20 protein-coding genes are annotated in these 23393 nt (G+C 44.5%); 8 read left to right on the plus strand and 12 right to left on the minus strand.

Annotated features, from left to right (window positions below; all coding sequences use genetic code 11):
- Positions 1-6: 6 nt before the first annotated feature.
- The 3 genes from R2S67_RS02300 to R2S67_RS02310 all read right to left on the minus strand — a co-directional run bounded on the left by R2S67_RS02300 (position 7) and on the right by R2S67_RS02310 (position 1782).
- Positions 7-723 carry a carboxymuconolactone decarboxylase family protein gene (locus R2S67_RS02300; protein ID WP_317341998.1) on the minus strand — a complete coding sequence of 239 codons (717 nt, stop codon included), beginning with the start codon at positions 721-723 and terminating at the stop codon, positions 7-9.
- Between the two features lie 106 nt (positions 724-829).
- Positions 830-1180, minus strand: a complete 351-nt coding sequence (locus R2S67_RS02305) for a cyclophilin-like fold protein (RefSeq protein WP_114322691.1) — start codon at positions 1178-1180, stop codon at positions 830-832.
- A 152-nt stretch (positions 1181-1332) separates the two neighbouring features.
- Positions 1333-1782: a cupin domain-containing protein gene (locus R2S67_RS02310; RefSeq protein ID WP_086015559.1), complete on the minus strand. Its 450-nt coding sequence runs from the start codon at positions 1780-1782 to the stop codon at positions 1333-1335.
- A 466-nt stretch (positions 1783-2248) separates the two neighbouring features.
- Between R2S67_RS02310 and R2S67_RS02315 the strand changes: the two genes are divergently transcribed.
- Positions 2249-3172: an AraC family transcriptional regulator gene (locus tag R2S67_RS02315; RefSeq protein ID WP_237308914.1), complete on the plus strand. Its 924-nt coding sequence runs from the start codon at positions 2249-2251 to the stop codon at positions 3170-3172.
- Between the two features lie 129 nt (positions 3173-3301).
- On the opposite strand, the gene R2S67_RS02320 is transcribed toward R2S67_RS02315, so the two are convergent.
- A complete protein-coding gene (locus R2S67_RS02320; protein WP_085342453.1) occupies positions 3302-4303 on the minus strand; it encodes an arginine deiminase-related protein in 1002 nt (333 codons plus the stop codon).
- Between the two features lie 403 nt (positions 4304-4706).
- On the opposite strand from R2S67_RS02320, the gene R2S67_RS02325 reads away from it, so the two are divergent.
- Positions 4707-6557: an ABC transporter ATP-binding protein gene (locus R2S67_RS02325; RefSeq protein WP_317341999.1), complete on the plus strand. Its 1851-nt coding sequence runs from the start codon at positions 4707-4709 to the stop codon at positions 6555-6557.
- A 591-nt stretch (positions 6558-7148) separates the two neighbouring features.
- The gene (locus R2S67_RS02330; protein WP_317342000.1) at positions 7149-7856 is read left to right on the plus strand and encodes a DUF445 domain-containing protein; all 708 of its coding nucleotides are present in this window, start codon (positions 7149-7151) and stop codon (positions 7854-7856) included.
- 123 nt (positions 7857-7979) lie between these two features.
- Here the strand turns inward: R2S67_RS02330 and R2S67_RS02335 are convergent, their stop codons facing one another.
- Positions 7980-8456 carry an Lrp/AsnC family transcriptional regulator gene (locus tag R2S67_RS02335; RefSeq protein WP_006740877.1) on the minus strand — a complete coding sequence of 159 codons (477 nt, stop codon included), beginning with the start codon at positions 8454-8456 and terminating at the stop codon, positions 7980-7982.
- A 290-nt stretch (positions 8457-8746) separates the two neighbouring features.
- A complete protein-coding gene (locus R2S67_RS02340; protein WP_012842405.1) occupies positions 8747-8995 on the minus strand; it encodes a hypothetical protein in 249 nt (82 codons plus the stop codon).
- Between the two features lie 384 nt (positions 8996-9379).
- On the opposite strand from R2S67_RS02340, the gene R2S67_RS02345 reads away from it, so the two are divergent.
- On the plus strand, positions 9380-9934 hold the full coding sequence (locus tag R2S67_RS02345; protein WP_317342002.1) for a GNAT family N-acetyltransferase: 555 nt from the start codon (positions 9380-9382) through the stop codon (positions 9932-9934).
- Positions 9935-9992: 58 nt separating this feature from the next.
- On the opposite strand, the gene R2S67_RS02350 is transcribed toward R2S67_RS02345, so the two are convergent.
- Entirely contained in the window at positions 9993-10232 is a 240-nt protein-coding gene (locus R2S67_RS02350) for an RNA recognition motif domain-containing protein (RefSeq protein ID WP_005392166.1), read from the minus strand.
- 182 nt (positions 10233-10414) lie between these two features.
- Here R2S67_RS02350 and R2S67_RS02355 point away from each other — a divergent pair, with 182 nt between their 5' ends.
- Positions 10415-10948: a GNAT family N-acetyltransferase gene (locus R2S67_RS02355; protein ID WP_054866771.1), complete on the plus strand. Its 534-nt coding sequence runs from the start codon at positions 10415-10417 to the stop codon at positions 10946-10948.
- Between the two features lie 123 nt (positions 10949-11071).
- Here the strand turns inward: R2S67_RS02355 and putP are convergent, their stop codons facing one another.
- The 4 genes from putP to R2S67_RS02375 form a co-directional block, all read right to left on the minus strand.
- Complete coding sequence (putP, locus tag R2S67_RS02360; protein WP_193447572.1) at positions 11072-12565, minus strand: sodium/proline symporter PutP; 1494 nt, start codon at positions 12563-12565, stop codon at positions 11072-11074.
- A gap of 136 nt (positions 12566-12701) precedes the next feature.
- Positions 12702-13409, minus strand: a complete 708-nt coding sequence (locus R2S67_RS02365) for a 1-pyrroline-5-carboxylate dehydrogenase (RefSeq protein WP_317342004.1) — start codon at positions 13407-13409, stop codon at positions 12702-12704.
- A gap of 11 nt (positions 13410-13420) precedes the next feature.
- Positions 13421-16552 (minus strand): bifunctional proline dehydrogenase/L-glutamate gamma-semialdehyde dehydrogenase PutA, encoded by a 3132-nt coding sequence (putA, locus tag R2S67_RS02370; RefSeq protein WP_006740881.1) that lies wholly within the window; start codon positions 16550-16552, stop codon positions 13421-13423.
- A gap of 405 nt (positions 16553-16957) precedes the next feature.
- Positions 16958-17770: an AraC family transcriptional regulator gene (locus R2S67_RS02375; protein ID WP_006740882.1), complete on the minus strand. Its 813-nt coding sequence runs from the start codon at positions 17768-17770 to the stop codon at positions 16958-16960.
- Positions 17771-18744: 974 nt separating this feature from the next.
- Here R2S67_RS02375 and R2S67_RS02380 point away from each other — a divergent pair.
- The gene (locus R2S67_RS02380; RefSeq protein WP_005392144.1) at positions 18745-19464 is read left to right on the plus strand and encodes a PAS domain-containing protein; all 720 of its coding nucleotides are present in this window, start codon (positions 18745-18747) and stop codon (positions 19462-19464) included.
- A 71-nt stretch (positions 19465-19535) separates the two neighbouring features.
- On the opposite strand, the gene pdxH is transcribed toward R2S67_RS02380, so the two are convergent.
- Positions 19536-20171, minus strand: coding sequence for a pyridoxamine 5'-phosphate oxidase (gene pdxH, locus R2S67_RS02385; RefSeq protein ID WP_005392142.1), 636 nt, complete (start codon positions 20169-20171; stop codon positions 19536-19538).
- A gap of 115 nt (positions 20172-20286) precedes the next feature.
- Between pdxH and R2S67_RS02390 the strand changes: the two genes are divergently transcribed.
- Both R2S67_RS02390 and R2S67_RS02395 read left to right on the plus strand, forming a co-directional pair.
- Positions 20287-22161, plus strand: coding sequence for an ATP-binding protein (locus tag R2S67_RS02390; RefSeq protein ID WP_317342141.1), 1875 nt, complete (start codon positions 20287-20289; stop codon positions 22159-22161).
- Positions 22154-23380, plus strand: a complete 1227-nt coding sequence (locus R2S67_RS02395) for a sigma-54-dependent transcriptional regulator (RefSeq protein WP_317342006.1) — start codon at positions 22154-22156, stop codon at positions 23378-23380. Before R2S67_RS02390 ends, R2S67_RS02395 begins: the two co-directional genes overlap by 8 nt.
- Positions 23381-23393 lie beyond the last annotated feature (13 nt).

Below are 23393 nucleotides of genomic sequence, written 5' to 3' on the forward strand. Positions count from 1 at the left end.
TAATATTTATTTTTCCAAAACTGTTTTTAGGACCGATTGAGCATTGTTAGACACACTTTCACCACAGCACTCATTTAATACAACAATAAATTCCTCTAACTCTTTAAGAGAAACATTGTTATTCATACTGATATTATAGTGAACTGCTAATTGGCTATTAACACCGTTCATATTTGCTAATGCTGCAATCGTAGCAATTTCACGCTCTTTCCAAGTGAGCACATCGCGTTCAAAAATATCACCAAACAAATGTGCTTTTAGGTATTCATCAATTTGCGGAGAAAAATCGAATAGCGCGCCTTTTACTTCTGCACCAACAAGTTGTGTTTGGTTTTCAGCGCCAAATTCTAAGCTGGTTTTATCGTTAGGTAACGCGCTTGATTCTCGCCCTAAGATATCGGTAATACCTCGGCTTTTACGTTCCTCCAACACCGTCATAAATGTTGCTAGTCCATTCAAACTGCGCGGAAATCCAGCATACGCGTACAACTGAGCCAGCACTTCTTTTGTCTCGTTGACCGTTAGGCCTGCGTCTAACCCATCATTAAGGCTTTGTGTTAGTTTTTCTATTTCACCACTCGCAGTAAAAGCAGAAATAGGAATAATAGCTCGCTCTTTATCACTGAATATTTCTGATGCTGAAGCGATATTCGTTGTGCATAGTGTTGCCATAGTGAGCACCAATATTAATATTGATTTAACAGATTTGTTTAATGCTTTCATATCAAAATTCCATTATGTAACGGTGTTCTAATCCATAGAAGTTCTAGAAATATATTTATTAGCGTTCTGATTTCTACATTAATAATTCACATTGTTAACTAGGTCATTAATTTACTTTTTCGATCGTGACACGGTTTGTTTCTTTCGAAATAAAGCAATGAATCCCATCATCGATTTGACCTAATTTAATTAACCCAGACGCGTAACCAAAGTCCTTATAAAAGATAACCAAATTTCCCCAAGGGGCGTAATAAGAGATGTCACCCGTTTTTGATTGAGTTCCAGAAGGTGCGCCTTCGCGAGTTAACTTATTCGGTAAGTAAGCAATTTTCTCTGTATTTGCGTAGTCTTGTAGATCTAATGTTAGAGGCAATTGACGAACAAAATCGTCTGTACTCGCACTGCTCTTCAATGTACCTAAAACACTGCAATCATCGAAAATAAAACGAATTTTCACTATATTTTCCTCCAATCCAGCGCTATTAACTTCTGCGTTTACAATGCAGGGGAACATCCAGGCACTACTCACCAAAACGCATCTCACCCACTGATTGAAACGGTATGCTTGTCTCATCGAGATTCCCTTTTCTCACTGAAAACTTGCTCGGGCTACTTTAGTTGCATGTACTCTTGATCAGAGACTGGTTCGCACCATTCATTACTTGCGCCTTCAGCCGGTATTTCTATTGCTACATGTGAGAACCAACTGTCTTTAGCTGCGCCATGCCAATGCTTAGTACCTGGCGCGATATGCACGACATCGCCAACATTCAACTCTTGTGCTGGTTGGCCAAATTCTTGATACCAACCTCGCCCTCCTGTCGCTAACAGAATCTGCCCACCTTCATGATGAATATGCCAAAAATTGCGACACCCTGGTTCAAACGTTACGTTTGCCACGATAAGACCAGGCTGATTGAGCAACGCCAGATAACTCGTACCGGTAAAGTAATCCGCATACGCTTCATTCTTTTCACCAAACTCGAAAATGCCTCGACCTTGAAATACACCGGCTTGCAGTACGTCAGGGATTTGAGTATTGCTTTTGTTATTCATCATGACTCCAAATAGTGTTCTTGAGTGCTTTCATCACCCTACAAACGTAAGGCATGTTCATTCACTCACCAAACCATAGGTTCACTGTATTGCGATTTGATAGATGACCGTTAGCCTATTCATTGCTAATACTTGCCCAATATTCCAAACTAATATAAAAGACAACCATACTTGAGACCGGTTAGAAAAACGGACCAAAAACCCAGCAAAAAAATAATAGCTTGATTTTTAAAGAATAAAGTTCATGAGAGACAATTACCTCGCTCGACAATCAAGCAGAAAGATCGATCTCCGATCGCTTAACCTCGAAATAGACACTTGCCCAATATTCTTTACTTAAAGAAATGAACTGTTATAACTATGCTTAATGAAGTCGCTTAATTGACTCCGAAGAGGCGTTAACTACAAAGGCAGAAATCGCATGCCGTTAACACCGAACCTGAGGCCAACCAGAGGAGAGCACTGACCTATGCAAGAGCTACCGTCAAACACTTCGTCAACCCTGGCCAGTGCAATAGAAAAGCTTGCCAAGCACATTGAGAAATGGGCAAATGGCGCGAACCAATACGACACAGAAATTCCAGGATTAAGGTTCAGTCGTTGGGCAACTCCAACACCACCGACAAGCTACACCCACAACCCAAGTATTTGCTTAATTGCTCAAGGGAGAAAGCGCGTGTTGTTGGGTGAAGATAGCTTTGTTTACGATGCGAACCACTTTTTAATCTCCTCTGTCGACTTGCCGATTATCGCCAATATCATTGAAGCCAGTGAAGATAAACCTTATTTAGGGGTGATTATGGAGCTGGATCTGACTGAAATATCTCAACTTATTGTCGATAGTGAGCTGACGTTTAATCAAAGCAAAGAAGCACAAAAAGGCATAGCGGTTGGAGAGTTGTCGGAGCCATTACTTGACGCTTTTCTGCGTTTAATAGAGTTGCTGGATGAAGGACAAAGCATCAAAATTTTAGCGCCGATTATTAAACGAGAGATTTTTTATCGACTGTTAATCACCGAACAGGGCGCTCGTCTTAATCAAATCGTGACTGCAGGAAGTCACAGCCATCAAATCGCGAAGGCCATTGATTGGTTGAAGAATAATTTCGTAAAGCCGTTAAGTGTCAGTGAGTTAGCCGCATACAGTGGCATGAGTAAATCGGCATTTTATACCCACTTTCGTTCTATGACATCCATGACGCCACTGCAATTTCAAAAGAAATTAAGACTCAGCGAAGCTCGGCGTTTAATGCTGACAGAAAACCTCGATGCCATGGCGACTACGTTTAAAGTGGGTTACGAAAGCCCTTCTCAATTTAGCCGTGAATACAGCCGTTTATTTGGTGCGCCACCGTCCAAAGACATCAAGTCTTTGCGCGAGAGTATGGGTTAAGCTCGGAATATCCTAGGAAGAAGCTAGAAAGTGAAACCGTCAGCCTCGTACTGCCTCGAGGCTAACGGTTTTATTATTTGGGAGAGAATGAACGTCACCTGCATGTGCAAGCAAAACTGCACAATATGTTTATAACACCGCTTGTCGACTAGGCAAAAATACCTCACCCAACATACAGCGAACCGAACCACCACCAATAGATTCTATGGTAGAAACGTCGAATGGCAGCAATTTACCGTGCGTCGCAAGTTGATTTCTTTGTGCAGGAGAGAAAGCATCGTATGCCGATTGCGACATCGCAATGACTTTATCTCCATTGATGGTTTCCAACTGAAGAATGTTGCCGCAGAAGTGGTTCATTTGCTCAATCGAGATAGAGATCACTTGCTTATCTTTGGCGAGTGATTTCATCACAAAACGACGCTCAAATTCTGGGATCACTTCGTCACAAATCACGCAGAACTGCTCACCCACAGCCATCATCACGTTGGTATGGTAAATAGGCGCACCAGATGGCAAACGAGTTTGGAAAGAGATCACTCGTTCATAGCCAATACGATCGGCGTAATCTTCTAAAACCAGACGATCACAACGTTGTGAGAGTGCGGCATAGACCGTTTTATTTAAGTGGTCAAAGACCATCACACCCGTGCTTTCTAAATACGCTTGCTCATCAAGATATTCAGTTAGGCTGCTACGTCGATGAACTTCTCGCCCAGCTTGCGCTAGTGCCGCCACAAGCGCATCGGGACGCACTTCTTTTTGACGGTTTTCACAGGCCATTGGAAAGGTGTACAACGTGCCATCTGGCGTAGTGCTAAACCAGTTGTTTGGAAATACCGCGTCTGGCGTCGCAACATCTGAAGCCGGATAATCAAACTCAACAACTTGAACGCCCTCTTGACGCAGCGTTGCTACCATACTCGCGAACTCGGCCATCACTCTACGCGAGACTTCTTCTTGGCTGAGTGACACTTTATGTTGGAACTCATTATCTTGTGCGGTTTCTTCATTAAAACGAAACTCTTTCGGTGGCACCATCACTACGCAGTTTGCGGTTTGGCGCTGAGCACTTTGCGTGCTTTCTTCTTTCCCATTAGCAAATTGGGTCACTGATTCGTGTAATAGCATCCAATACATTCCTTATCACTAGAATGAGGAGATTGTAAATTTATTGTTAACTTCAGTTTTGCTGTTTTCACAATTAATTTAATTATCTAGAAGTAATTTTCACTGAACTTAACTTATTTCTCCCGAAATTTTATTGTCACTATGCAGGTTTAAGGTTTTATGGCATCGCGATGAACATGCTAAGAATTCATCATAAGAATCAGAACCATAGACAACCACACCCATAACCAACTAGTTACATTTAAAACACAATCGGTTAGACTATTTTTTCGCCCCTCTCGTCAATCCGTCTGCTTTCTCGAGGAGCAGCCAAAAACTCTTATACACGCGACTTCGTCCAAAGCTGCGTGAATCGATGGATTTAGCCACCCCAAATGGCACTGTTTTAACTTTAGGATGAGTTATGTTTAAACGATTTGAAGGCTTTACAGAGCCGTTCCCCAAATCCACACCAGATCAGCCTCCTTCAGGGATGCTCGCTTTTTTACGTTATTACACCCGCGGCTACGAAAAGCCTTTGATCATCATGTCTTTGATGGCCACGATTGTTGCTGTCGTTGAAGTTATGTTGTTTGGCGCGATGGGACAATTGGTTGATTGGTTGTCCACCAGCAATCCAGAAACGTTCTTGCAAGACAATAAAGCAGATTTGATTTTTTACGGAACCTTATTGTTGGTTGTCATGCCCATTTTGGTGATCGTGTATTCGTTGCTCGTTCACCAAACATTATTAGGCAACTATCCAATGTCTATCCGCTGGCTTGCACACCGGTATTTGCTCAATCAAAGCTTAAACTTCTATCAAGATGATTTTGCAGGCCGAGTTGCAACTAAAGTCATGCAAACGTCACTAGCTGTGCGTGAAACCGTCATGAAAGCTATGGATGTATTTGTTTATGTTACGGTTTACTTCACCAGCATGATCATTATGTTAGCGACGGCAGACTGGCGTTTGATGATCCCAATGATCGTCTGGCTGCTCGCTTACATCGCTATCCAAATCTATTTCGTTCCTAAGCTCAAAGACGTCGCTTCAGCGCAGGCCGATGCTCGTTCGACAATGACAGGACGCATCGTCGACAGCTATACCAATATTCAAACGGTCAAACTGTTTTCTCATAGCCAGCGCGAAACCCAATATGCTGAGCAAGGGATGAAGGGATTTTTGAATACGGTCTATCGTCAAATGCGCCTAGTGACCGGCTTCGACGTTGCTGTAGAGATCTCAAACTATATTTTGGTGTTTTCCGTTGCTGCTTTATCGATTTACCTGTGGTTGGATAGTGCCATCAGCGTTGGCGCGATTGCGATTGCTGTTAGCCTTGCATTACGCGTAAATGGTATGTCGATGTGGATCATGTGGGAAGTTGGCGCCCTCTTTGAAAATATGGGAACCGTAGTCGATGGAATGAAAACGCTCTCTAAGCCTATTGATATTAAAGATAAACCAGGCGCAAAAGACTTAGTAGTCACTGAAGGTGGCATTCACTTTGATAACGTCAGCTTCCATTACGGTGAGAACAAAGGCGTGATTAGCCACCTCGATCTCAACATCAAACCAGGAGAGAAAGTCGGCTTGGTTGGGCGCTCCGGCGCCGGAAAATCAACTTTGGTGAACTTGTTACTTCGTTTCCACGATGTCGAAGACGGCAGCATTAAGATCGATGGAAAGAACATCTCAGAAGTCACACAAGACTCTTTGCGTTCAAAGATCGGTATGGTGACCCAAGATACTTCTCTGCTACACCGTTCGATTCGAGACAATATTTTGTATGGCAACCCAGATGCGACAGAAGAAGATTTGTTGAAAGCCACCAAGCAAGCGCATGCCCATGAGTTTATCGAAACACTGACCGACCCATTTGGTAATGTCGGATACGATGCGCAAGTTGGTGAACGTGGTGTGAAACTGTCTGGCGGCCAACGTCAGCGTATCGCAATATCTCGTGTGCTACTCAAAGATGCACCATTGTTGGTACTGGATGAAGCAACATCGGCTCTGGATTCAGAAGTCGAAGCAGCCATCCAGGAAAGCTTGAATGAGTTAATGCAAGGAAAAACCGTTATTGCGATTGCGCACCGATTGTCGACCATCGCACAAATGGATCGCCTCATCGTACTTGATCAAGGCAGTATTGTTGAACAAGGTTCTCACCAAGAGCTCATCGCGAACAACGGTATTTATGCCCAGCTTTGGGCCCATCAAACTGGCGGATTTATCGCTGAAGAGTTAGAAAATCAACACGTTTCTTAATTAGCGAGAAACCCAATAAAAACGGCGCATGAAGCGCCGTTTTTCATTTTTATTGATAACCCTATACTCATATAGCCATTATAGTTTCTCATATATGAAACATTCTCCATGATAAAGCTCACATTTTTTCTGCTAATATACCGCCTCGTTGCGTATCCATTGCAATGAACACAATACAGAGTTTTGAGCTGTCTTCATTTGTCATTTCACTTTTTGAGAAGCAGCTATACTCAATAGGTGGCTTAGTTATTAGATTAACAATAAGGTAATTAGCTTATGTGTAAATGTGGTTCAATGCAGATCGTACAACTCAAACCAAGTTGGGCTGACAAGCTATTCGGCTACTCAGAAAGATGGAAATGCCAACTTTGTTGTAAGATCTACCGCATCTAAAATTAAAAATAGAATCTTAGTTTTTCTAAGAAAAAGCAGTGGCCCGACAGTAATTGTCGGGTTTTGTTTTTCTGTACATCCATTTTTATCCCTTCGCAACACGGTCACTCATCACGGCAAAACCTAGCATCTCAATGTGACTTAGGTATAGAATCAGGCCCACTTATTTATTCCGATATTCACATATAACTGGTCACTATGAACAAAAGTTTGCTAACGAATGTCCTCGCTATCGCTTTGATGGCTGGAGGTCATCAATTACAAAACGACTACCTTTGGTATGCGGGGCTGTTTGCGTTCTCAGGCGCCATCACTAACTGGCTTGCCATCTACATGCTGTTTGAAAAAGTGCCTGGATTATACGGTTCTGGCGTGATCCCCGCGCGATTTGAAGAGTTTAAACTGGCTATCAAAAACTTGATGATGGAGCAGTTCTTTACCGAAGCGAACATCGATCGATTCTTGAACAAAGAAATGGCGGGCGGTGTAAACATCGATCTTCAACCTGTGATTGAGAAAGTGGATTTAAACCCAGCGTTTGACTCTTTGGTAGAAGTGATCGAAGGCTCTCAATTTGGCGGCATGCTAGCGATGTTTGGCGGCGCGGAGGCATTACAACCTATGCGGCAGCCTTTCGTCGAAAAGATGCAAGAATCCATTATTGAGTTGAGCAAGAGCGATAACATCAAAGAAGCACTGAAAGAGCAGTTCGAGTCTCCTGCTATGATGGATGAGATAAAGCAGAACATTGAAGGCATCATTGATCAGCGCTTGAGCGAATTAACACCCGCACTGGTCAAAGAAATAGTGCAAAAAATGATTAAAGAACACCTTGGCTGGCTAGTCGTTTGGGGCGGTGTTTTTGGCGGTTTAATTGGCGTTATCAGCACCTTTATCGGCGCATAGTCGCTCACCGATTTATCAAAAAGGAGCTTCGGCTCCTTTTTGATCTTGAAAAAGTAATCCGCCAAGTCACGTTAAATAATATGCTCAACGCATAAGCGCTGTAGTCATAGACATCAGCCTCGCCTAACCAAGGAGCTCCGGGTTCACGCCAAATCCTGTTTTATGTTCTTCAATTACCACTTCACTACGAGTCTGGATCACGCCCGGAAGCGTGCCTAACTTACTCGACATAAACTCCTGATACGCTTTCATACTCTTAACACGAACCTTTATCATGGTATCGAAGTCCCCAGAGAGCGAATAACACTCTTCAATTTCCGGCATCAATTCGACGGCTTTCGCAAACTTTTCAAAAATGGAAAAACTGGTTTGGTCTAAGCGAATATGGATGAATACTTGCACATCCAACCCTAATTTTTCCGCATTCAGCTCCGCATGGTAGCCATTGATATACCCCTCTTTTTCTAGCCGCTTCACGCGGTCAGAACACGGCGAGGTCGTTAAGTTGATCTGCTTTGCGAGTTCAACAACTGGAATTCTGCCTCTTGAATGAAGCACTCTCAAAATGTGTAAATCAATCCGGTCCAATTGGTAACTCATTAACCACATCCTTGTAACCACTCAGGAAGCATCACATTAATCGTTGCTTAAACAATTGCAAACCATCAAATGCACAGCATGTGAAATTCAGCAGAGAATAATTAGAAAATAACTAAGGAAGGAAAGGGCTGCGATTACTGCCGCTCTCTCCATAACCGAGTATGAAGAACAAAAGTAATCTAGCGGCTCCCGTAGAGTCGCAAATTTGAAAGCGTGTGATACGCCTTTATAGATCTGGCGTGCGGGACAAGCCGCCCTGTTTAGCTATTAATCATAGCTATCGCTCTGAATTAGAGAGCTGCCGACGTATGCCTGGTAGGATGAGGAATCACTTCTCCAATTGCACGATGATTACAGCATCGGCAGTAGTATTGTGGTTCCATCTCGTAGTAGTGTTCACCTGATACAAATTTCGCCATCAGCTGTGTAAAACTCACCACTTTACCTGTCAACGAATCAACGGGCTGTGGCTCGCAACGCTTCATGATCACTTTATGTTGCGTTGATTTTCTACAAGCTGCGCAATATATATCCGGCATTTCTCTTCTCCCTGTTTTTCAGTACTACTGACAATTGACATATTTTGTTCAAAATAATTCCACAATAAAAAAGCCCCTTTAATTTTTTGTGCCCTATCTTCAAAAAATTGGACGAAAGTATCAAAAAATTGAGACATTGGTCAGACCTCAACTTTTGTACCATTATTATGAACGAACGCACTTATGTGTGTAATAATACGACACATCACACATAAGCAATTGTTGCTACTCGCTATTTCAATCTGCAATGAACAGTTCTATGGCGTTTTAAATATGGCTTTCACTCACATTTCCTATTCAGGCATTACTTAGTTGTTTAAACATGCCTGATTTACAGTGTGAATCTGCAATTTCCACGATACTGACGCATCTCAAGGACGCACGATGACGCTTCAACCAACACTCACGACACAAAGGCTTATTCTTCGCCCATTTCATCCGACAGACAGCGAAAAAGTCGCACGACTCGCAGGAGACAAGAGCATTGCAGATATGACGGCAAATATTCCTCATCCCTATGAAGAGCCGATGGCACAAGTTTGGATTAAGAGCCATGTTGGCCTATATCACCAACGTAGTGGGGTCATATATGCCATTACTCAACGTCAAGACGATGCGTTAATTGGTGCTGTTAGTCTGCTAAACATCTCCGAGGGAGTCGGCACATTAGGGTATTGGCTTGGCGTCGATTATTGGGGGAATGGGTTGGCTCAAGAAGCGTCAATGGCTTTAATTCAATTCGCCAGACCACATTTTGAGTTATCGGGCCTAAAAGCGATGCACTTGGTCGAAAACAGACAATCCCAATCAGTCATTCAAAAGTTGGGCATGACGTATATCGACAATCACATCATCAAAATGCAGGGAAAAGAACGAGAAGTCTGTGTATACCAGCAAATATTTTCGCCTCAAGTAACCGTAGCGACCTCTCAAAATTAAGGCACTAAAAAACCAGCCTCTCAGCTGGTTTTATCTTTCACCTTGAAAGGCATAAATACTAGTCTTGTGCGACTTTCACACGAATCTTGCTCTTGTGTACTGAAGACAGGTTTAGTGCCTCCAACGCCGCAACGGCTTCGGCTTCATCCGGCATGATCACAAAACCAAACCCTTTTGATAAACCCGTTTCTTGATCAAGCACGACGGTGCAAAGCTCAACTTTGCCGTAGTTTGAGAACAGAGTACGGATGTCTTGCTCTGTCGTCTCACGAGCTAAGTTTCTTACTAGAAGTTTCATATTAAACCATTTTATGTTTATAACGCCTCAATTCTCTCAGCTTCTCCCTTACAAACCAAGTGAATAATGTTCTTGCGAAGGCTAGATGTCTCTAAGTGTTTCTGTTTAAATGATTTTTAGTGATAACGCTCTGAATCCTGCATTACGAGACGATTGGAGTATAAAAGCCTAGGAGATTCGACATGGAAACCAAACGTTTAAAGCTCATCCCAGCTTGCTTGGAACGTGCAGAAGAAGCACATCAGGCCGTTGTTCGTAGCCAAAAAACGCTTGAAGTTTACCTGCCATGGGTACCTCACGTGCTCACTTTAGAAGCGATGATTGCAGGAACAGAGAAAGCCATCGCAAACTTTGAAAACTTCGAAGAAGAGTTACGCTACTACCTAATCGACAAGGAAAGCGATCGTTTACTCGGCGCCATTGGGTTAATGATCCATGATCAAGAGATACCGGCATTTGAAATTGGCTATTGGCTTGATGATCGCGCGGTAGGCTACGGTTATATCTCTGAGGCGGTAGCGGCGATTGAAAACTATGCATTCGAAGCGTTGGACGCGAAAAGAATCGCGATTTTAGCCGATGCGAATAACCGCAAAAGCCGTGCGGTTGCTGAGCGCTGTGGGTATGAGTTTGAAGGTGAGCTACGCAATGCTCGGCGTGCGTCTTCTGGCGAGCTGAGTAACACCGTCATTTACGCCAAAGTTCGTCGTGACTAACACACTCACAATGAATAAAGCGACGTGAAAATCTGGCCTCAAGCAATCACCATTAACGTTTATTAAATTCAGATAAAACAAAGCCCGCTGTATAAGCGGGCTTTGTGTTCGTAAAGGAAGTAATTAGTCTAGTTCAACTAGTTTCTTCTCGTACGATTGATGTTGGTCTAATACGTCTTGCGCAGCACCGCCCGTTGCTTTACTTACCACAATGATAGCAAGCGTAGAGAAGATGATGCCCGGTACGATTTCATACACATCAAACCAACCGCCAGTTAGCTGCTTCCAAACTACGATAGTGATACCACCAACAAGGATACCTGCTAGTGCGCCATTACGGTTCATACCGCTCCAGTAAAGGCTAAGTACAACCGCAGGACCAAATGCAGCACCGAAGCCAGCCCAAGCGTAAGAAACAAGACCAAGTACTGAACTATCTGGTGTCATTGCTAGGAATAGCGCAACAAGCGAAATCACGATAACGCCGATACGGCCAATCATTACGATTTCTTCAGAAGAGGCTTCTGGCTTGAATACTTGCTTGTAGAAATCTTCTGCAAGCGCTGAAGATGAAACAAGAAGCTGTGAGTCTGCTGTACTCATTACCGCCGCGAGGATTGCTGCTAACAACATACCCGCAACGACAGGGTGGAATACTGCGTTAACCAATAGCATGAAGATCTTCTCGCCATCTTCTAGTTGAGTGCCCGGATGACCCGTAACCCAAACCAGACCGACAAGACCAACAAGCATTGCACCAACCATAGATAGTGCAGTCCAAATCACAGCGATACGACGTGCAGTCGTTAGATCTTTGTTTGAACGAGACGCTTTAAAACGCGCTAGGATGTGTGGCTGGCCAAAGTAACCAAGACCCCATGCCGCTAAAGAGATGATCGCAATCGCAGACAGTGGTTCGCCTTTGGCGTCATTCCATAGCGTTGCAAGTTCTGGGTTGATGTCATGCAGATCAGAAGTTAGCTGACCTAGACCACCGTCCATTACTGCAACAGGAACAATCATTAGCGCAGCCGCCATTAGCAAGCCTTGCACTAAGTCAGTCCAAGATACCGCAAGGAAACCACCGAATAGTGTGTAAGAAACCACACACACCGTACCGATGATAACAGCGTAGGTGTAATCTAGACCGAATACCGTCTCAAACAGTTTGCCCCCTGCGACCAAACCTGAGCTGGTGTAGAAAAGGAAAAATAGAAGAATGAAAAACGCAGAGATTGTCTGGATCAGTTTCGACTTATCGTTGAAGCGACGTGACAGGAACTCTGGCAACGTTAACGCGTCAGTTTGGATACTGTAGGTACGTAGGCGTTTTGCACTGATGAGCCAGTTTGCCCATGTACCAAGAAGTAGACCGCCGGCTAACCAGAAGGCCTCGATACCCGCAGCGTACGCATAGCCAGGCAAGCCTAGCAGCAACCAACCACTCATGTCTGAAGCACCTGCAGATAATGCAGCAGGCCACGGACCTAGGCTACGGCCACCTAGGAAGTAATCAGATGAATTGGAAGTCCTCTTATACGCGTAAACGCCAATAGCAACCATAATCAGTAAATACGCCACAAAAGTGGACGTGATAGCAAAGCTATTTTCTATCATTAGATAGTCCTCGTTATAATTATTTCCTTCCTTGCCTGCCCTGATATTTTACCGTCTCAGCAATACATCAGAGTATAAGAAACCAATCTGGACCGGCTCTCAGTCCAGTTACTCCAGATTGGTATCACAAGTCAGGTTAGTGAGTTTCGTTCCCCAACTCGAGTAGAGTCGCGTTACCACCCACCGCGGTAATATTTATCGTTCGAGTGCGCTCGGTAATGAAGCGCAACGAGAGATGAGGATCATGAGCCAATTTCGGTGACTCTAAATCCGTTTCAGAAACTAAGCCGACGATTGCACCGTCACGCTTAGCTAGTTGAAGATTGAGCGCATGCTCAACCTGTGAACGCCCAACATAACCCACACTACGTACATCGCTCTCAAGCAACGGGGCAGACGCATCGTACGCAACAACCTGGACTAAGTTAGATGGGAAGTTTGCCAACGCTACAGCTTGCTTAACCAGTTGGTTTAGCTCTGCATTGTCACTGCAAACGACCACGCTGTTGCCTGCAATTAAGGCACAGGTGATCATTGCAAAAGCACTGTATAACGCATTATCAGCAGGCTCGATGTTGTTTTCACAAATCACCAAAGCCACACCGCGTCCTGCGGCATACAGTTCGTTAGTTTCCCCTGTAGGGCCAACTAACTGGTGAGTTTCTGCAAGAAGAGTTGATGCTTGTTGCAAGTGGTAAGAAACCACTTTGGCAACGGTAGACTGCTGCCCTTCTAATGCAGATTTAAATGCCAGAACATGCTCGCATTTGTAATCAAAATCAGTCAGATTCCACTGCTCCCACGCAGAGAATGCATCGTTAAAATAGGTGATCTGATGAACCATAATGCGACTCCTTATGCGTTTTCTGCTTGAGCAAGAAGATGTTGAGTAAAGCGGAATAGGTAGTGTGGACCACCAGCTTTCGGGCCAGTACCCGACAAGCCTTGACCACCAAACGGCTGTACACCAACCACAGCACCAACTTGGTCTCGGTTGATGTAGCAGTTACCTACTCGAGCGTGTTTCTCAATCCAACGGTACGTGGTTTCGTTACGGCTATGGATACCCATCGTCAAGCCAAAACCCGTCTTGTTGATCTGCGCAACCACGTTCGGTAATTCAGACGCTTTAAAGCGAACAATGTGCAAGATTGGACCAAATTGTTCTTCTTTCAGCACATCGATGCCCGAGATTTCAAACGCACTTGGTGAGACAAAGTCACCATGCTGGCACGATTCATCCAGCTGTAGCTGAGCGACTTTAGTCTGTGTTTTGCTCATTTGCTCAAGGTGAGCAAGGAGTTTTTGTTTTGCATTGCTGTCGATAACCGGACCAACATCCGTTTTGTGTAGGTAAGGTAAACCAACATGCAGCTCGTTCATCGCACCTTGAATCAGGTTGATCATACGGTCTGCTACATCTTCTTGTACAAATAGAACACGAAGGGCAGAACAACGCTGACCGGCAGATGCAAACGCTGAACGAATCACATCACGCACCACCTGCTCTGGCAATGCAGTACTGTCCACGATCATTGCGTTTTGACCACCTGTTTCCGCAATAAACGGAACCGGTTTCGCGCTGCGCTCCGCAAGCGTGACGTTAATGCGTTGCGCAGTTGCCGTTGAACCAGTGAATGCCACACCAGCAATGGCATCATGAGAAGTCAGTGCATGGCCGATCTCAGCGCCGCGACCAGTAAGTAACTGAATCACACCAGCAGGGAAACCCGCATCAAGCATTAGTTCAATAGCGCGAGCGGCGATTAAGCTTGTTTGCTCAGCAGGTTTTGCAACCACAGTGTTACCTGCAATCAGTGCTGCCGTTACCTGACCAAGGAAGATAGCCAGCGGGAAGTTCCAAGGGCTGATACACACAAACACACCAAGACCTTCACGGCTAGAAATGCGTTTCACACCATCGAAACCCTCTAGCTCAAATGGCTGTAGGTTTTGCGCTTGTTTCGCGTAATAACGACAGAAATCCACTGCTTCACGAACTTCATCAATACTATCGTGAATCGTCTTGCCCGCTTCTTTGTGACAAATCGCTACCAGCTCAGCCAGATTTTCTTCCATTAAGTCAGCAAGCTTTTCTAAACAAGCCGCTTTTTGCTCAACAGGAACACCTTTCCAATCAGAGAAAGCAGTTTGCGCCGCATCAATTGCAGCGGAAACATGATCAAGAGTTGCAAATGCCACCTTGCCGACTTCAATTCGGCGATCGTACGGTGCGGTGATGATCTCAGCCGCATTTTCCTTGATCATGCTTTCGGCAAAACGCTCACCATTGATCATCGGGCCTGCAACCCACTGATTGTCCATGAAGCTTTCTACTTGCGCTTCAAATGGCTTCGCCTCACTGTCGATATCAATGTTGACGCCGTATGAGTTCTTACGCTCAGGGAAGATGTCGGCAGGTAATGGGATCTTGTCGTTGTGTAGCGTGTCAAAACCCGTCAACACATCAACAGGGTGATGAGTCAACTCGTAAATCGGACAACGCGCATCAACCAATCGATGTACAAAAGAGCTGTTCGCGCCATTTTCAAGCAGACGACGAACCAAGTACGGAAGAAGATCAGCATGGCTACCGACAGGAGCGTAAATACGTACTGGCTGACCATACATTTCCATAACATGGTTATACAGTGAATCACCCATACCATGTAGACGCTGGAACTCGTACTCTTTGTGCTCAGCCATAACGGCGATTGCCGTCACCGTGTGGGCATTGTGGCTTGCAAATTGCGGGTAGATATTACCGCGAACACCTTCGCTAAGTAGGAAACGAGCACAAGCTAGGTACGCAACGTCCGTCGCTTCTTTGCGAGTGTATACCGGGTAATTAGCGTAACCCGCTTGTTGAGACCACTTGATTTCGCTGTCCCAGTACGCGCCTTTAACCAAACGCAGCGGAATAAGGTCACCCTGCTCTTTTGCGAGTGCGTTTAGCCACACCAAGACTGGTAGAGCACGTTTTGAATAGGCTTGAATAACCAAACCAAACTTGCCCCAACCTTTCACAAGATCGCTACGGTACACTTTCTCAAATAGCTTCAGAGAAAGCTCAAGACGATCCGCTTCTTCTGCATCGATTGTGATTGCAACGTCGACTTCAATTGCACGTTTCAATAGCTGCATTAGTGAGTCATACAACTCTGTCATTACACGTTCTTCATTTGCGACTTCGTAGCGCGGGTGTAATGCAGAAAGCTTGATGGAAATCGAAGGCGCAGGACTGGTGTCATTGCCGTAAGTCTCTCGACCTACCGCTTCGATCGCCATTAGGTAATCTTTGAAGTACTTGTTCGCGTCCGCTGTAGTTAACGCCGCCTCACCTAACATATCAAATGAGTAGGTGAAACCTTTGTCGCGCATTGGGCGACCGTTCTTTTGCGCTTCTTCGATCGTACGACCACGAACAAACTGGTGACCCATGATCTTCATTGCCTGATACATGGCTTTACGAATCACAGGCTCAGAGAATTTATTTACCAGACGGTTTACAGCCTGACCTGGGCTCTGGGTGCCTTGCTCACCAAGGCCAACCACTTTACCTGTTAGCATAAGTCCCCATGTTGATGCGTTAACAAACACAGAGTCAGAGTTTTTCAGGTGAGATTTCCAGTCTGCGACGCTCAACTTATCTTTAATCAAAGAATCTGCTGTCGCGGCATCTGGGATGCGCATTAATGCTTCTGCAAGACACATCAGCAAGATACCTTCTTGAGTATCTAAGCTGTATTCCAACAATAGAGCATCAATCATCTGGATTGACTTCTTATCGGCACGAATGGCTTCGATAAGTTGAGTCGTTTGGGTAGTGATCGCCGATTTTTCATCCTCTGTCGGCGTCGCTAGTGGCAATAGTTGCTCTAGCCATTGAGACTCGTCCACCATATACAATGGCGAGATCAGTGACCACAACTTATCAAGCGGCTGCCCGATAAATTCCGGTGTCAACACGTTCGTAGCTGTAAACATGTGTGTTCCTCAATCTCACTCCTCGAAAACCGCTTCGAGGATTATCAATGGCTGGCAGTGTATTTTGAGGCCGATAAGAATACTTGTCAAAAACTACGACATTTTTGCCAAAAACTCGCTTTTATAACAAAACATCCACATAGTCACATTCAAATAGGTAATATTTTGTGTTGTAAATTTTAATTTTTTCATTGCAATCACAACAAAATGTCAAGAATATCAATAAGATTTTTGTGAAGCGTCCGCTCTAAGAGAAAATGTAGGATCAAGTGGCATATCAGTCACACCAAAGGACAGAGAATTTAACAAAACGAGAGATAGGTCACGTGAATAAAACACAAAAAACCATGCATATTGCATGGCTTTGTTCTGATTGCTGCTAATTTGACCTAAAAATACGCGTTGTTATCCAACTTGTTTTTTATAACGGGATGGCGATATTCCCTGTAAGCGAGTAAAAGTATGAGTAAACGTACTCTGGCTTGAGAAACCAGTGAATTCGGCAATTTGCCCTAAAGAAAGGTGGCCTTGCTCGATTAATTCACGAGCCATGTCGATACGCTTTCCGAGAACATATTGATGAGGTGTAATCCCCATCTGCTCCTTAAACAAGCAATGGAACTGACTTTCCCCAAGAAACACTCGTCCCGCTAACTGAGCCACACTGATTTTATGGCTAAGGTGCTGCTCGATGTAGCGGTCAATCGCCTCCAAATCAAAGCGTGACTCTTTTCGGCTAGTCTCAAATGCCGAGATATGGCGCTGCATTAATGCAATCACGGTGTCATTGCACGCGCGACTTAACAGCAGATCATCCGGATGGTTTCGCATTTCCTGAACCAACATCTGTATCAGCTTCTGAATTTGACCGTCTAACTGAAAGTAGACATGGTCTCTCTCCAGATTATTGATTTTCTGCAGCATTTCAGGATCATCATTTGTTGGTTTTGGCATATTCAACACCAAAATATCCGATTGATTAATGACGCCACCGAAAGCATGATCAGAGCATGCGGTTACCACACAACCTTGGCCAGGACCGACAAGATTACCTCGTCCACGCACTTCAAATTCGGCTTGTCCTTTTAAACCAATCACGATCTGTGTGTAAGAATGATCATGGCAATCCATATAAGACGGAAGTGTGATCAGTTCTGCTGGCTTAGGCAGCATAATCTCTTGATATGGCGGGGCTTTGGGGTTATCTGAATCACTCATTTTAAACAGTCGTCTTTACACGGTCAGCTTACGTCTTGGCATCATATACCTTCCTTGTTGGGTTGCAACTTTTCCCCAACTCAATCGCACAAGATCAAAACAGCATGATCAAGTTGGTTTACATGATCATAGTTCCGGAACGATGATCATGCGAGGTTAACTTACGGTCAATGAGCAACCAATTTTATTAACAAAAACGGATAGATAGAAGCACCTTACGTATACATAACCAATAGATATAAAGATCCTTGTTACCGAACAATCCGTTATTTGGTAGAACACTGCGGTTCAAAATAGATAAATCGCCTCATAAACAGATCAAAGCCACCTCTTGAAATCAACATAGAGGGATTTCCCCCCTTACTAATATGCTTCTGATTCAATACATTAGTCCTCGAGCTTTAAGATGCATACGATCTAAAGCTCTCGGTATCTCATTGATACCTCTAACTTACTTAGCAGACCCTCGCTAGGTAATTTAGAACCTCTTCTACACGTCGACAAGATTATATCTTGTGTTGCCAGCCCGTCTTCAGGCTGGCTTTTTTTTCGCTTCTCAACAATGAAAACAATGGCATAAGCTGATATTATAGCTTTCGTCTCACTGTCCCTCTCATATGACTTAGGCGCCGTTCTCCCTCTCGATGAGTGATATGAACGCCAACTAAATTACAACTGAGTTGTAGGAAGCATGATCAAGGACGATACGAGTTGTAAGCCGAACATCAGGCGGACATCCGTGAGCGCACATATCTGTAATGAAACAGACCATTTTCCCAATTAAATTCTTCGTTCAATTTCGTTGTTGTTTGTCGCTGTGTGACGAAAATATCGAACACCATGAACTTAATTGGATTGAGCGCCAATCAACGAACGTGTTCTAGCAACGTGACTGCCTACTTGGCAATGTCAATATTAACAACGCAACACAAACGTCGCTGTATTGGTAAAAGCAGTATGTAGTGAGTCCTTTTGTGAATATTTCAGTCGATACCATAGAACAATCCCTCCTTAAACAGCTACCAGGTTGTTGGGGATGCAAAGATAAAGATTCGGTATTCCGCTACGTAAATCAGGAATACGCAGAACTGTTGGGACACACGTCGCCCGAGGAGTGCGTCGGTAAAACTGATTTTGAGATGGCAAGCCCAACCACTGAATGTGCACAAGAATTTCAACGCCAAGATAAACACGTCATCGAAACTGGTGAGTCACTCAAAATTCTTGATATACATCCTTATCCAGATGGCCGCTGGCGAGCGCATATCTTTACTAAAACACCGTGGCGAGATGACAATGGTAACATCGTAGGGACCATTTTCTACGGAAGAGAACTCACCGACACCGCCGTGATTGAAGTGGGGTATTGGGTTTGTCGTGCAATCAGCACCAACCCTAATCAGCAATCCATCTTTCGTTTCTCTGATTTACAACCAAAACCAGAGAAACTCACATGTCGCGAGCAAGAAACGCTTTTCCTCCTGCTCTACGGCAAGAAGCCACAATTCATCTCTCAGGTCATGGGCATATCAACAAAAACCGTTGAAGGACACGTCGCACGCTTACGTAATAAGTTTGCAGCGAACAGCAAGAACGAACTAATAGATAAAGCAATGGAAGCTGGCTACGGCTCTGTTGTACCCAAAACGCTGCTTAAGCATCAATTATCGGTAGTGTTGAATGGAGAACGATAATTCGCGCCACTTTCCATCTACAAAAACACCGCCCAAGTGACGGTGTTTGTTTATTCATGAGGCAAGAGAGTTTATGGCGCTAGACGGTCAATGTCCCAACTTCCATCATGTTGGGAGAAAAGAAAGCGGTCATGAAGACGATGTTCACCACCCTGCCAAAACTCGATGCTCTGTGGTTTTACGCGAAAGCCACCCCAGAAGGTTGGAACCGGTATTTCACCCTTCGCAAATTTCTGTTTTAGCTCTAAAAACTTACCTTCTAATACGCCTCGAGCAGAAATACGGCTACTTTGCTTGCTCGCGATTGCGGCTAATTGGCTCTCTTTTGGACGAGAAGTAAAGTATTTCATATTTTCTACGGCGGTGAGCTTTTCCGCCACACCAGTAATATGAACCTGACGCTCTAACGGATGCCAAGGGAAGTGCAAACTAATATTGCTGTTATGCTCAAGCTGCTGGGCCTTGCGACTGCCTAGGTTGGTGTAAAATACAAAGCCATTTTTGTCGACGTTTTTTAATAGAACAATGCGTTGAAACGGCATGCCATTTTCATCAACCGTTGCAACTGTCATCGCAGTCGGATCCGTTAAACCCGCTTCAACTGCTTGCTCTAGCCACAGATTAAATTGATCAATAGGATCAGCTTTCAAATCTTTACGACGTAGCCCACCTTTGGTGTACTCACGACGAATATCAGCAAGTTCCATCTTTACTCCTTCACTCGTTTTTGTCGATTGTGCTCCCGATACTGAGGAAATACAAGGACATCATTGTGCTTGTTATCGTTGCCGCTCACAGCATCACAGTGTGTCATTTGATACCATGACACAAAAAACCAGTGAGCTGATCGTGAACTTACTCAACCCTAAAGCCCTACGCCATTTTCTATTGCTACTGTGTGCCGTTGGCATTTCAGGGCTCGCGCTTACTCATCATTACGCAACTCAATACCAACATGATCAGTGGCAACAAAAGCTAGAGAGACAAGCAGCGCAAGTGTCGCAAGAAGTCGACTACGAGCTGGCAAAGTTTGAACAGATACCAAACCTATTAAGTCACGATCCGAGATTACTCAAAGCAGTAGAACGCGGAGCGCCCTCTCACGAGCTCAACCTATTGTTAGCAGATTGGTTGAAACAAAGTTTGGCCGATACGATTTACGTTCATGACCGCACAGGGTTAGTCATTGCCTCAAGTAACTTTCAGCAAGAAGATACGTTTGTTGGTTCCAGCTTTAGCTATCGTCCCTATTTTAAAAATGCGCGACGCGGTGAACCCGCTCAATATGTCGGGTTAGGCGTTCGCTCAAATAAACGTGGGTACTTCTTCTCATCCCCGCTTTGGGTAAATGATGAGGTCGTTGGCGTGATCACGGTAAAAGTGAATTTGGAGCAGTTAGAACAGCGTCTTTCGCAAACCACGACGGACGTACTCATCACGGATAAACACAATGTCGTGTTTATGAGCAATTTGCCTAACTGGCGCTATCGTGCACTTTTCCCGCTGTCACCGAGTGCGATAAACGAGCTTACCGAAACGCGTCAGTATGGCGATACCTTACCAGAGTATTTTGGTGAGCTTACCGCGCAAAGTGGCGTCAGCGAGTTTGCTGATAATCAATTGCTCCTCTCACCCAATTACCTCGCATACGCGACACATGTATTGGATAAAGGATTTCGCGTCGTGGCCTTGATAAACCACAACACCGTCCTTGCCGCCGTGTTACAGGCTGATGTCGTCTTTCTGATTCTATATGCGCTCATTGCGCTGATTGCGTTGGCGTGGTTCCAAACACTCGTGAACAAGGCTCGCCTAGCCGACCTTAATGTGAGCCTAGAAGAAAAAGTAGTGCAACGGACACTAGTGCTGAGTGAAGCCAACCAAAAGCTACAGCAGACCATCCGCCAATATGAGCAAAGCCAACAAGAGCTTAAACAAACACAACAAGAATTGACTCAAGCCGCGAAATTGGCACTATTGGGCGAGCTGTCTGCCAGTATTAATCATGAGATAAATCAGCCACTTTCCGCACTAAGAACCTATACCGAAAACTCGCAGCGTTTGTTGGCAATGGAAAAATACCCAATGGTCGCCGACAATTTGGGCAAAATGCTGACACTCAATGACACCATTTCGGAAGTGATCGCTCGCTTAAAAGTCTTTACTCGGAAAGCCACGCACGATTCACACAATGAAATCGCGGTACTGCATGACGCAGTACATACTGCCACCAGCATTTTGAGCAACAAACTCATTAAACAAGGGGTGACATTAAAAGTCCCAGCTATCGATTATAATGTGAAGCTAGCAATTCACAGCGTTGAGTTAGAGCAAGTTCTGATCAATCTCTTCCATAATGCTGCACAAGCGATGGAAAACTACTGCATTGATCCGCAAATATCTATTGCCGTTCAGTGTCATGATGACAACTGTGACATTCTTGTTTCCGACAACGGGCCCGGCATGTCGGACGAAGCCCTAGCAAAAGTCTTTGACCCATTTTTTACGACTAAGCCAGAGGGCTTAGGATTAGGTTTGACCATCTCCAAACGCATTTTAGAAAGCTATCACGGCTCACTCAGTGCTTATAAACATCAGAACACGGAACAACAAGCAGGAGGCATGACCTTTATCGTAACGCTGCCAATCGCTATCCAAAACCAACGCAACCCAGAAGTGGAAAACAACCATGAATAATCCCGTTTTCTTTGTTGATGATGAACCACATATTCGTGATGCCGTATCTCAAGCACTACTTATTGAAGGGATAGACGTCACCTGCTTACCAAACGCCGTGGAAGCCTTACGCGTTATCGACCCAAATACGCCAGCGATCATCATCACCGATATCCATATGCCCGTGATGGATGGATTGGAGTTCATGCGAACGTTGCGAAGTAAAAACGATCACTTTCAATTTATCGTACTTACCGGACATGGAGATGTGAAAACCGCGGTAGATGCGATGAAAAGCGGCGCGTACGACTTTCTCGAAAAGCCTTTTTCAACAGAACAACTGATGAAGTCGCTCAATAATGCTGGCGATAAGTTGAATCTATTGCAGGAAAACATCTGGCTTAAAAAAGAGCTCGACATGCAAACTCACGTTGGTCCGAAAATGATTGGTCACAGTAAAGCCATGGTGAGCATTCGTCGCGCTTTGATCAGCGCACCAACGAACCAGCCGCTCATTTTTGTTGGTCAAGATGGCACAGGTCGCCGGCTCGCCGCACAATTTGCCCACGACATACATGCAACGCCAGACAGCGAGTTAATCGCCGCTTCTGGTGAGGATCTCTATGAGCTTTCATTAGAAGCTCTCGATAAAGCCATACATCGCTTGATTGAAGGAAAAAGCCATTGCAGCTTGTACTTACATAGTGCTGAGCATGTGTTATATGAACAATGGCAATGCTTATTTAACCACCCGAAACTTGAGCGTGTTTTTGGTGCAACAACCCAAGTCGATCCGTCTATCAAAGCCCTGGCTACTCTAATTCACTTGCCGACACTCGATGAAAGAAAAGAAGACATTGGACCTTTATACAAGCATTTTGTACGCCACGCAGCGAGCCGTTATCAGCTTCAACCGCCACACATTAGCTTAGAAGAAGTCAAACATCTGACCGATTTAGAATGGCCAGAGAATATAAAGCAGCTGCGCCAATTTGCAGAACTTCGCGCACTCAAGCCAGATACCTTCCGAATGGAAGATTGGAACAGTGAAAAAAGTATCGAAATTCAGAGTATGACTCAGCGCACAGAATACTTTGAATATTGCTTATTATTCGATGCACTACAAAGACACCGAGGCAGACTCAAAGAGGTTCAACTAGAATTACAGGTATCACGCAAAACCTTGTACGACAAACTAAAAAAACATCAGTTGGATAAAACCAAGTTCAAGGCGCAATAGCCATACTCTGACG

The sequence above is a fragment of the Vibrio sp. T13N genome, assembly GCF_032970445.1.
Classification (GTDB): Bacteria; Pseudomonadota; Gammaproteobacteria; order Enterobacterales; family Vibrionaceae; genus Vibrio; species Vibrio diabolicus.

Excerpts from the sequence above, each read along its gene's own strand:
- R2S67_RS02325 (WP_317341999.1), top strand. The coding sequence starts at position 4,707 with ATGTTTAAACGATTTGAAGGCTTTACAGAGCCGTTCCCCAAATCCACA.
- putP (WP_193447572.1), bottom strand. The coding sequence starts at position 12,565 with ATGATAGAAAATAGCTTTGCTATCACGTCCACTTTTGTGGCGTATTTA.
- putA (WP_006740881.1), bottom strand. The coding sequence starts at position 16,552 with ATGTTTACAGCTACGAACGTGTTGACACCGGAATTTATCGGGCAGCCG.
- R2S67_RS02330 (WP_317342000.1), top strand. The coding sequence starts at position 7,149 with ATGAACAAAAGTTTGCTAACGAATGTCCTCGCTATCGCTTTGATGGCT.
- R2S67_RS02375 (WP_006740882.1), bottom strand. The coding sequence starts at position 17,770 with ATGAGTGATTCAGATAACCCCAAAGCCCCGCCATATCAAGAGATTATG.
- R2S67_RS02345 (WP_317342002.1), top strand. The coding sequence starts at position 9,380 with ATGACGCTTCAACCAACACTCACGACACAAAGGCTTATTCTTCGCCCA.
- pdxH (WP_005392142.1), bottom strand. The coding sequence starts at position 20,171 with ATGGAACTTGCTGATATTCGTCGTGAGTACACCAAAGGTGGGCTACGT.
- R2S67_RS02350 (WP_005392166.1), bottom strand. The coding sequence starts at position 10,232 with ATGAAACTTCTAGTAAGAAACTTAGCTCGTGAGACGACAGAGCAAGAC.
- R2S67_RS02365 (WP_317342004.1), bottom strand. The coding sequence starts at position 13,409 with ATGGTTCATCAGATCACCTATTTTAACGATGCATTCTCTGCGTGGGAG.
- R2S67_RS02335 (WP_006740877.1), bottom strand. The coding sequence starts at position 8,456 with ATGAGTTACCAATTGGACCGGATTGATTTACACATTTTGAGAGTGCTT.
- R2S67_RS02355 (WP_054866771.1), top strand. The coding sequence starts at position 10,415 with ATGGAAACCAAACGTTTAAAGCTCATCCCAGCTTGCTTGGAACGTGCA.
- R2S67_RS02315 (WP_237308914.1), top strand. The coding sequence starts at position 2,249 with ATGCAAGAGCTACCGTCAAACACTTCGTCAACCCTGGCCAGTGCAATA.
- R2S67_RS02390 (WP_317342141.1), top strand. The coding sequence starts at position 20,287 with ATGACACAAAAAACCAGTGAGCTGATCGTGAACTTACTCAACCCTAAA.
- R2S67_RS02340 (WP_012842405.1), bottom strand. The coding sequence starts at position 8,995 with ATGCCGGATATATATTGCGCAGCTTGTAGAAAATCAACGCAACATAAA.
- R2S67_RS02300 (WP_317341998.1), bottom strand. The coding sequence starts at position 723 with ATGAAAGCATTAAACAAATCTGTTAAATCAATATTAATATTGGTGCTC.
- R2S67_RS02310 (WP_086015559.1), bottom strand. The coding sequence starts at position 1,782 with ATGATGAATAACAAAAGCAATACTCAAATCCCTGACGTACTGCAAGCC.
- R2S67_RS02395 (WP_317342006.1), top strand. The coding sequence starts at position 22,154 with ATGAATAATCCCGTTTTCTTTGTTGATGATGAACCACATATTCGTGAT.
- R2S67_RS02320 (WP_085342453.1), bottom strand. The coding sequence starts at position 4,303 with ATGCTATTACACGAATCAGTGACCCAATTTGCTAATGGGAAAGAAGAA.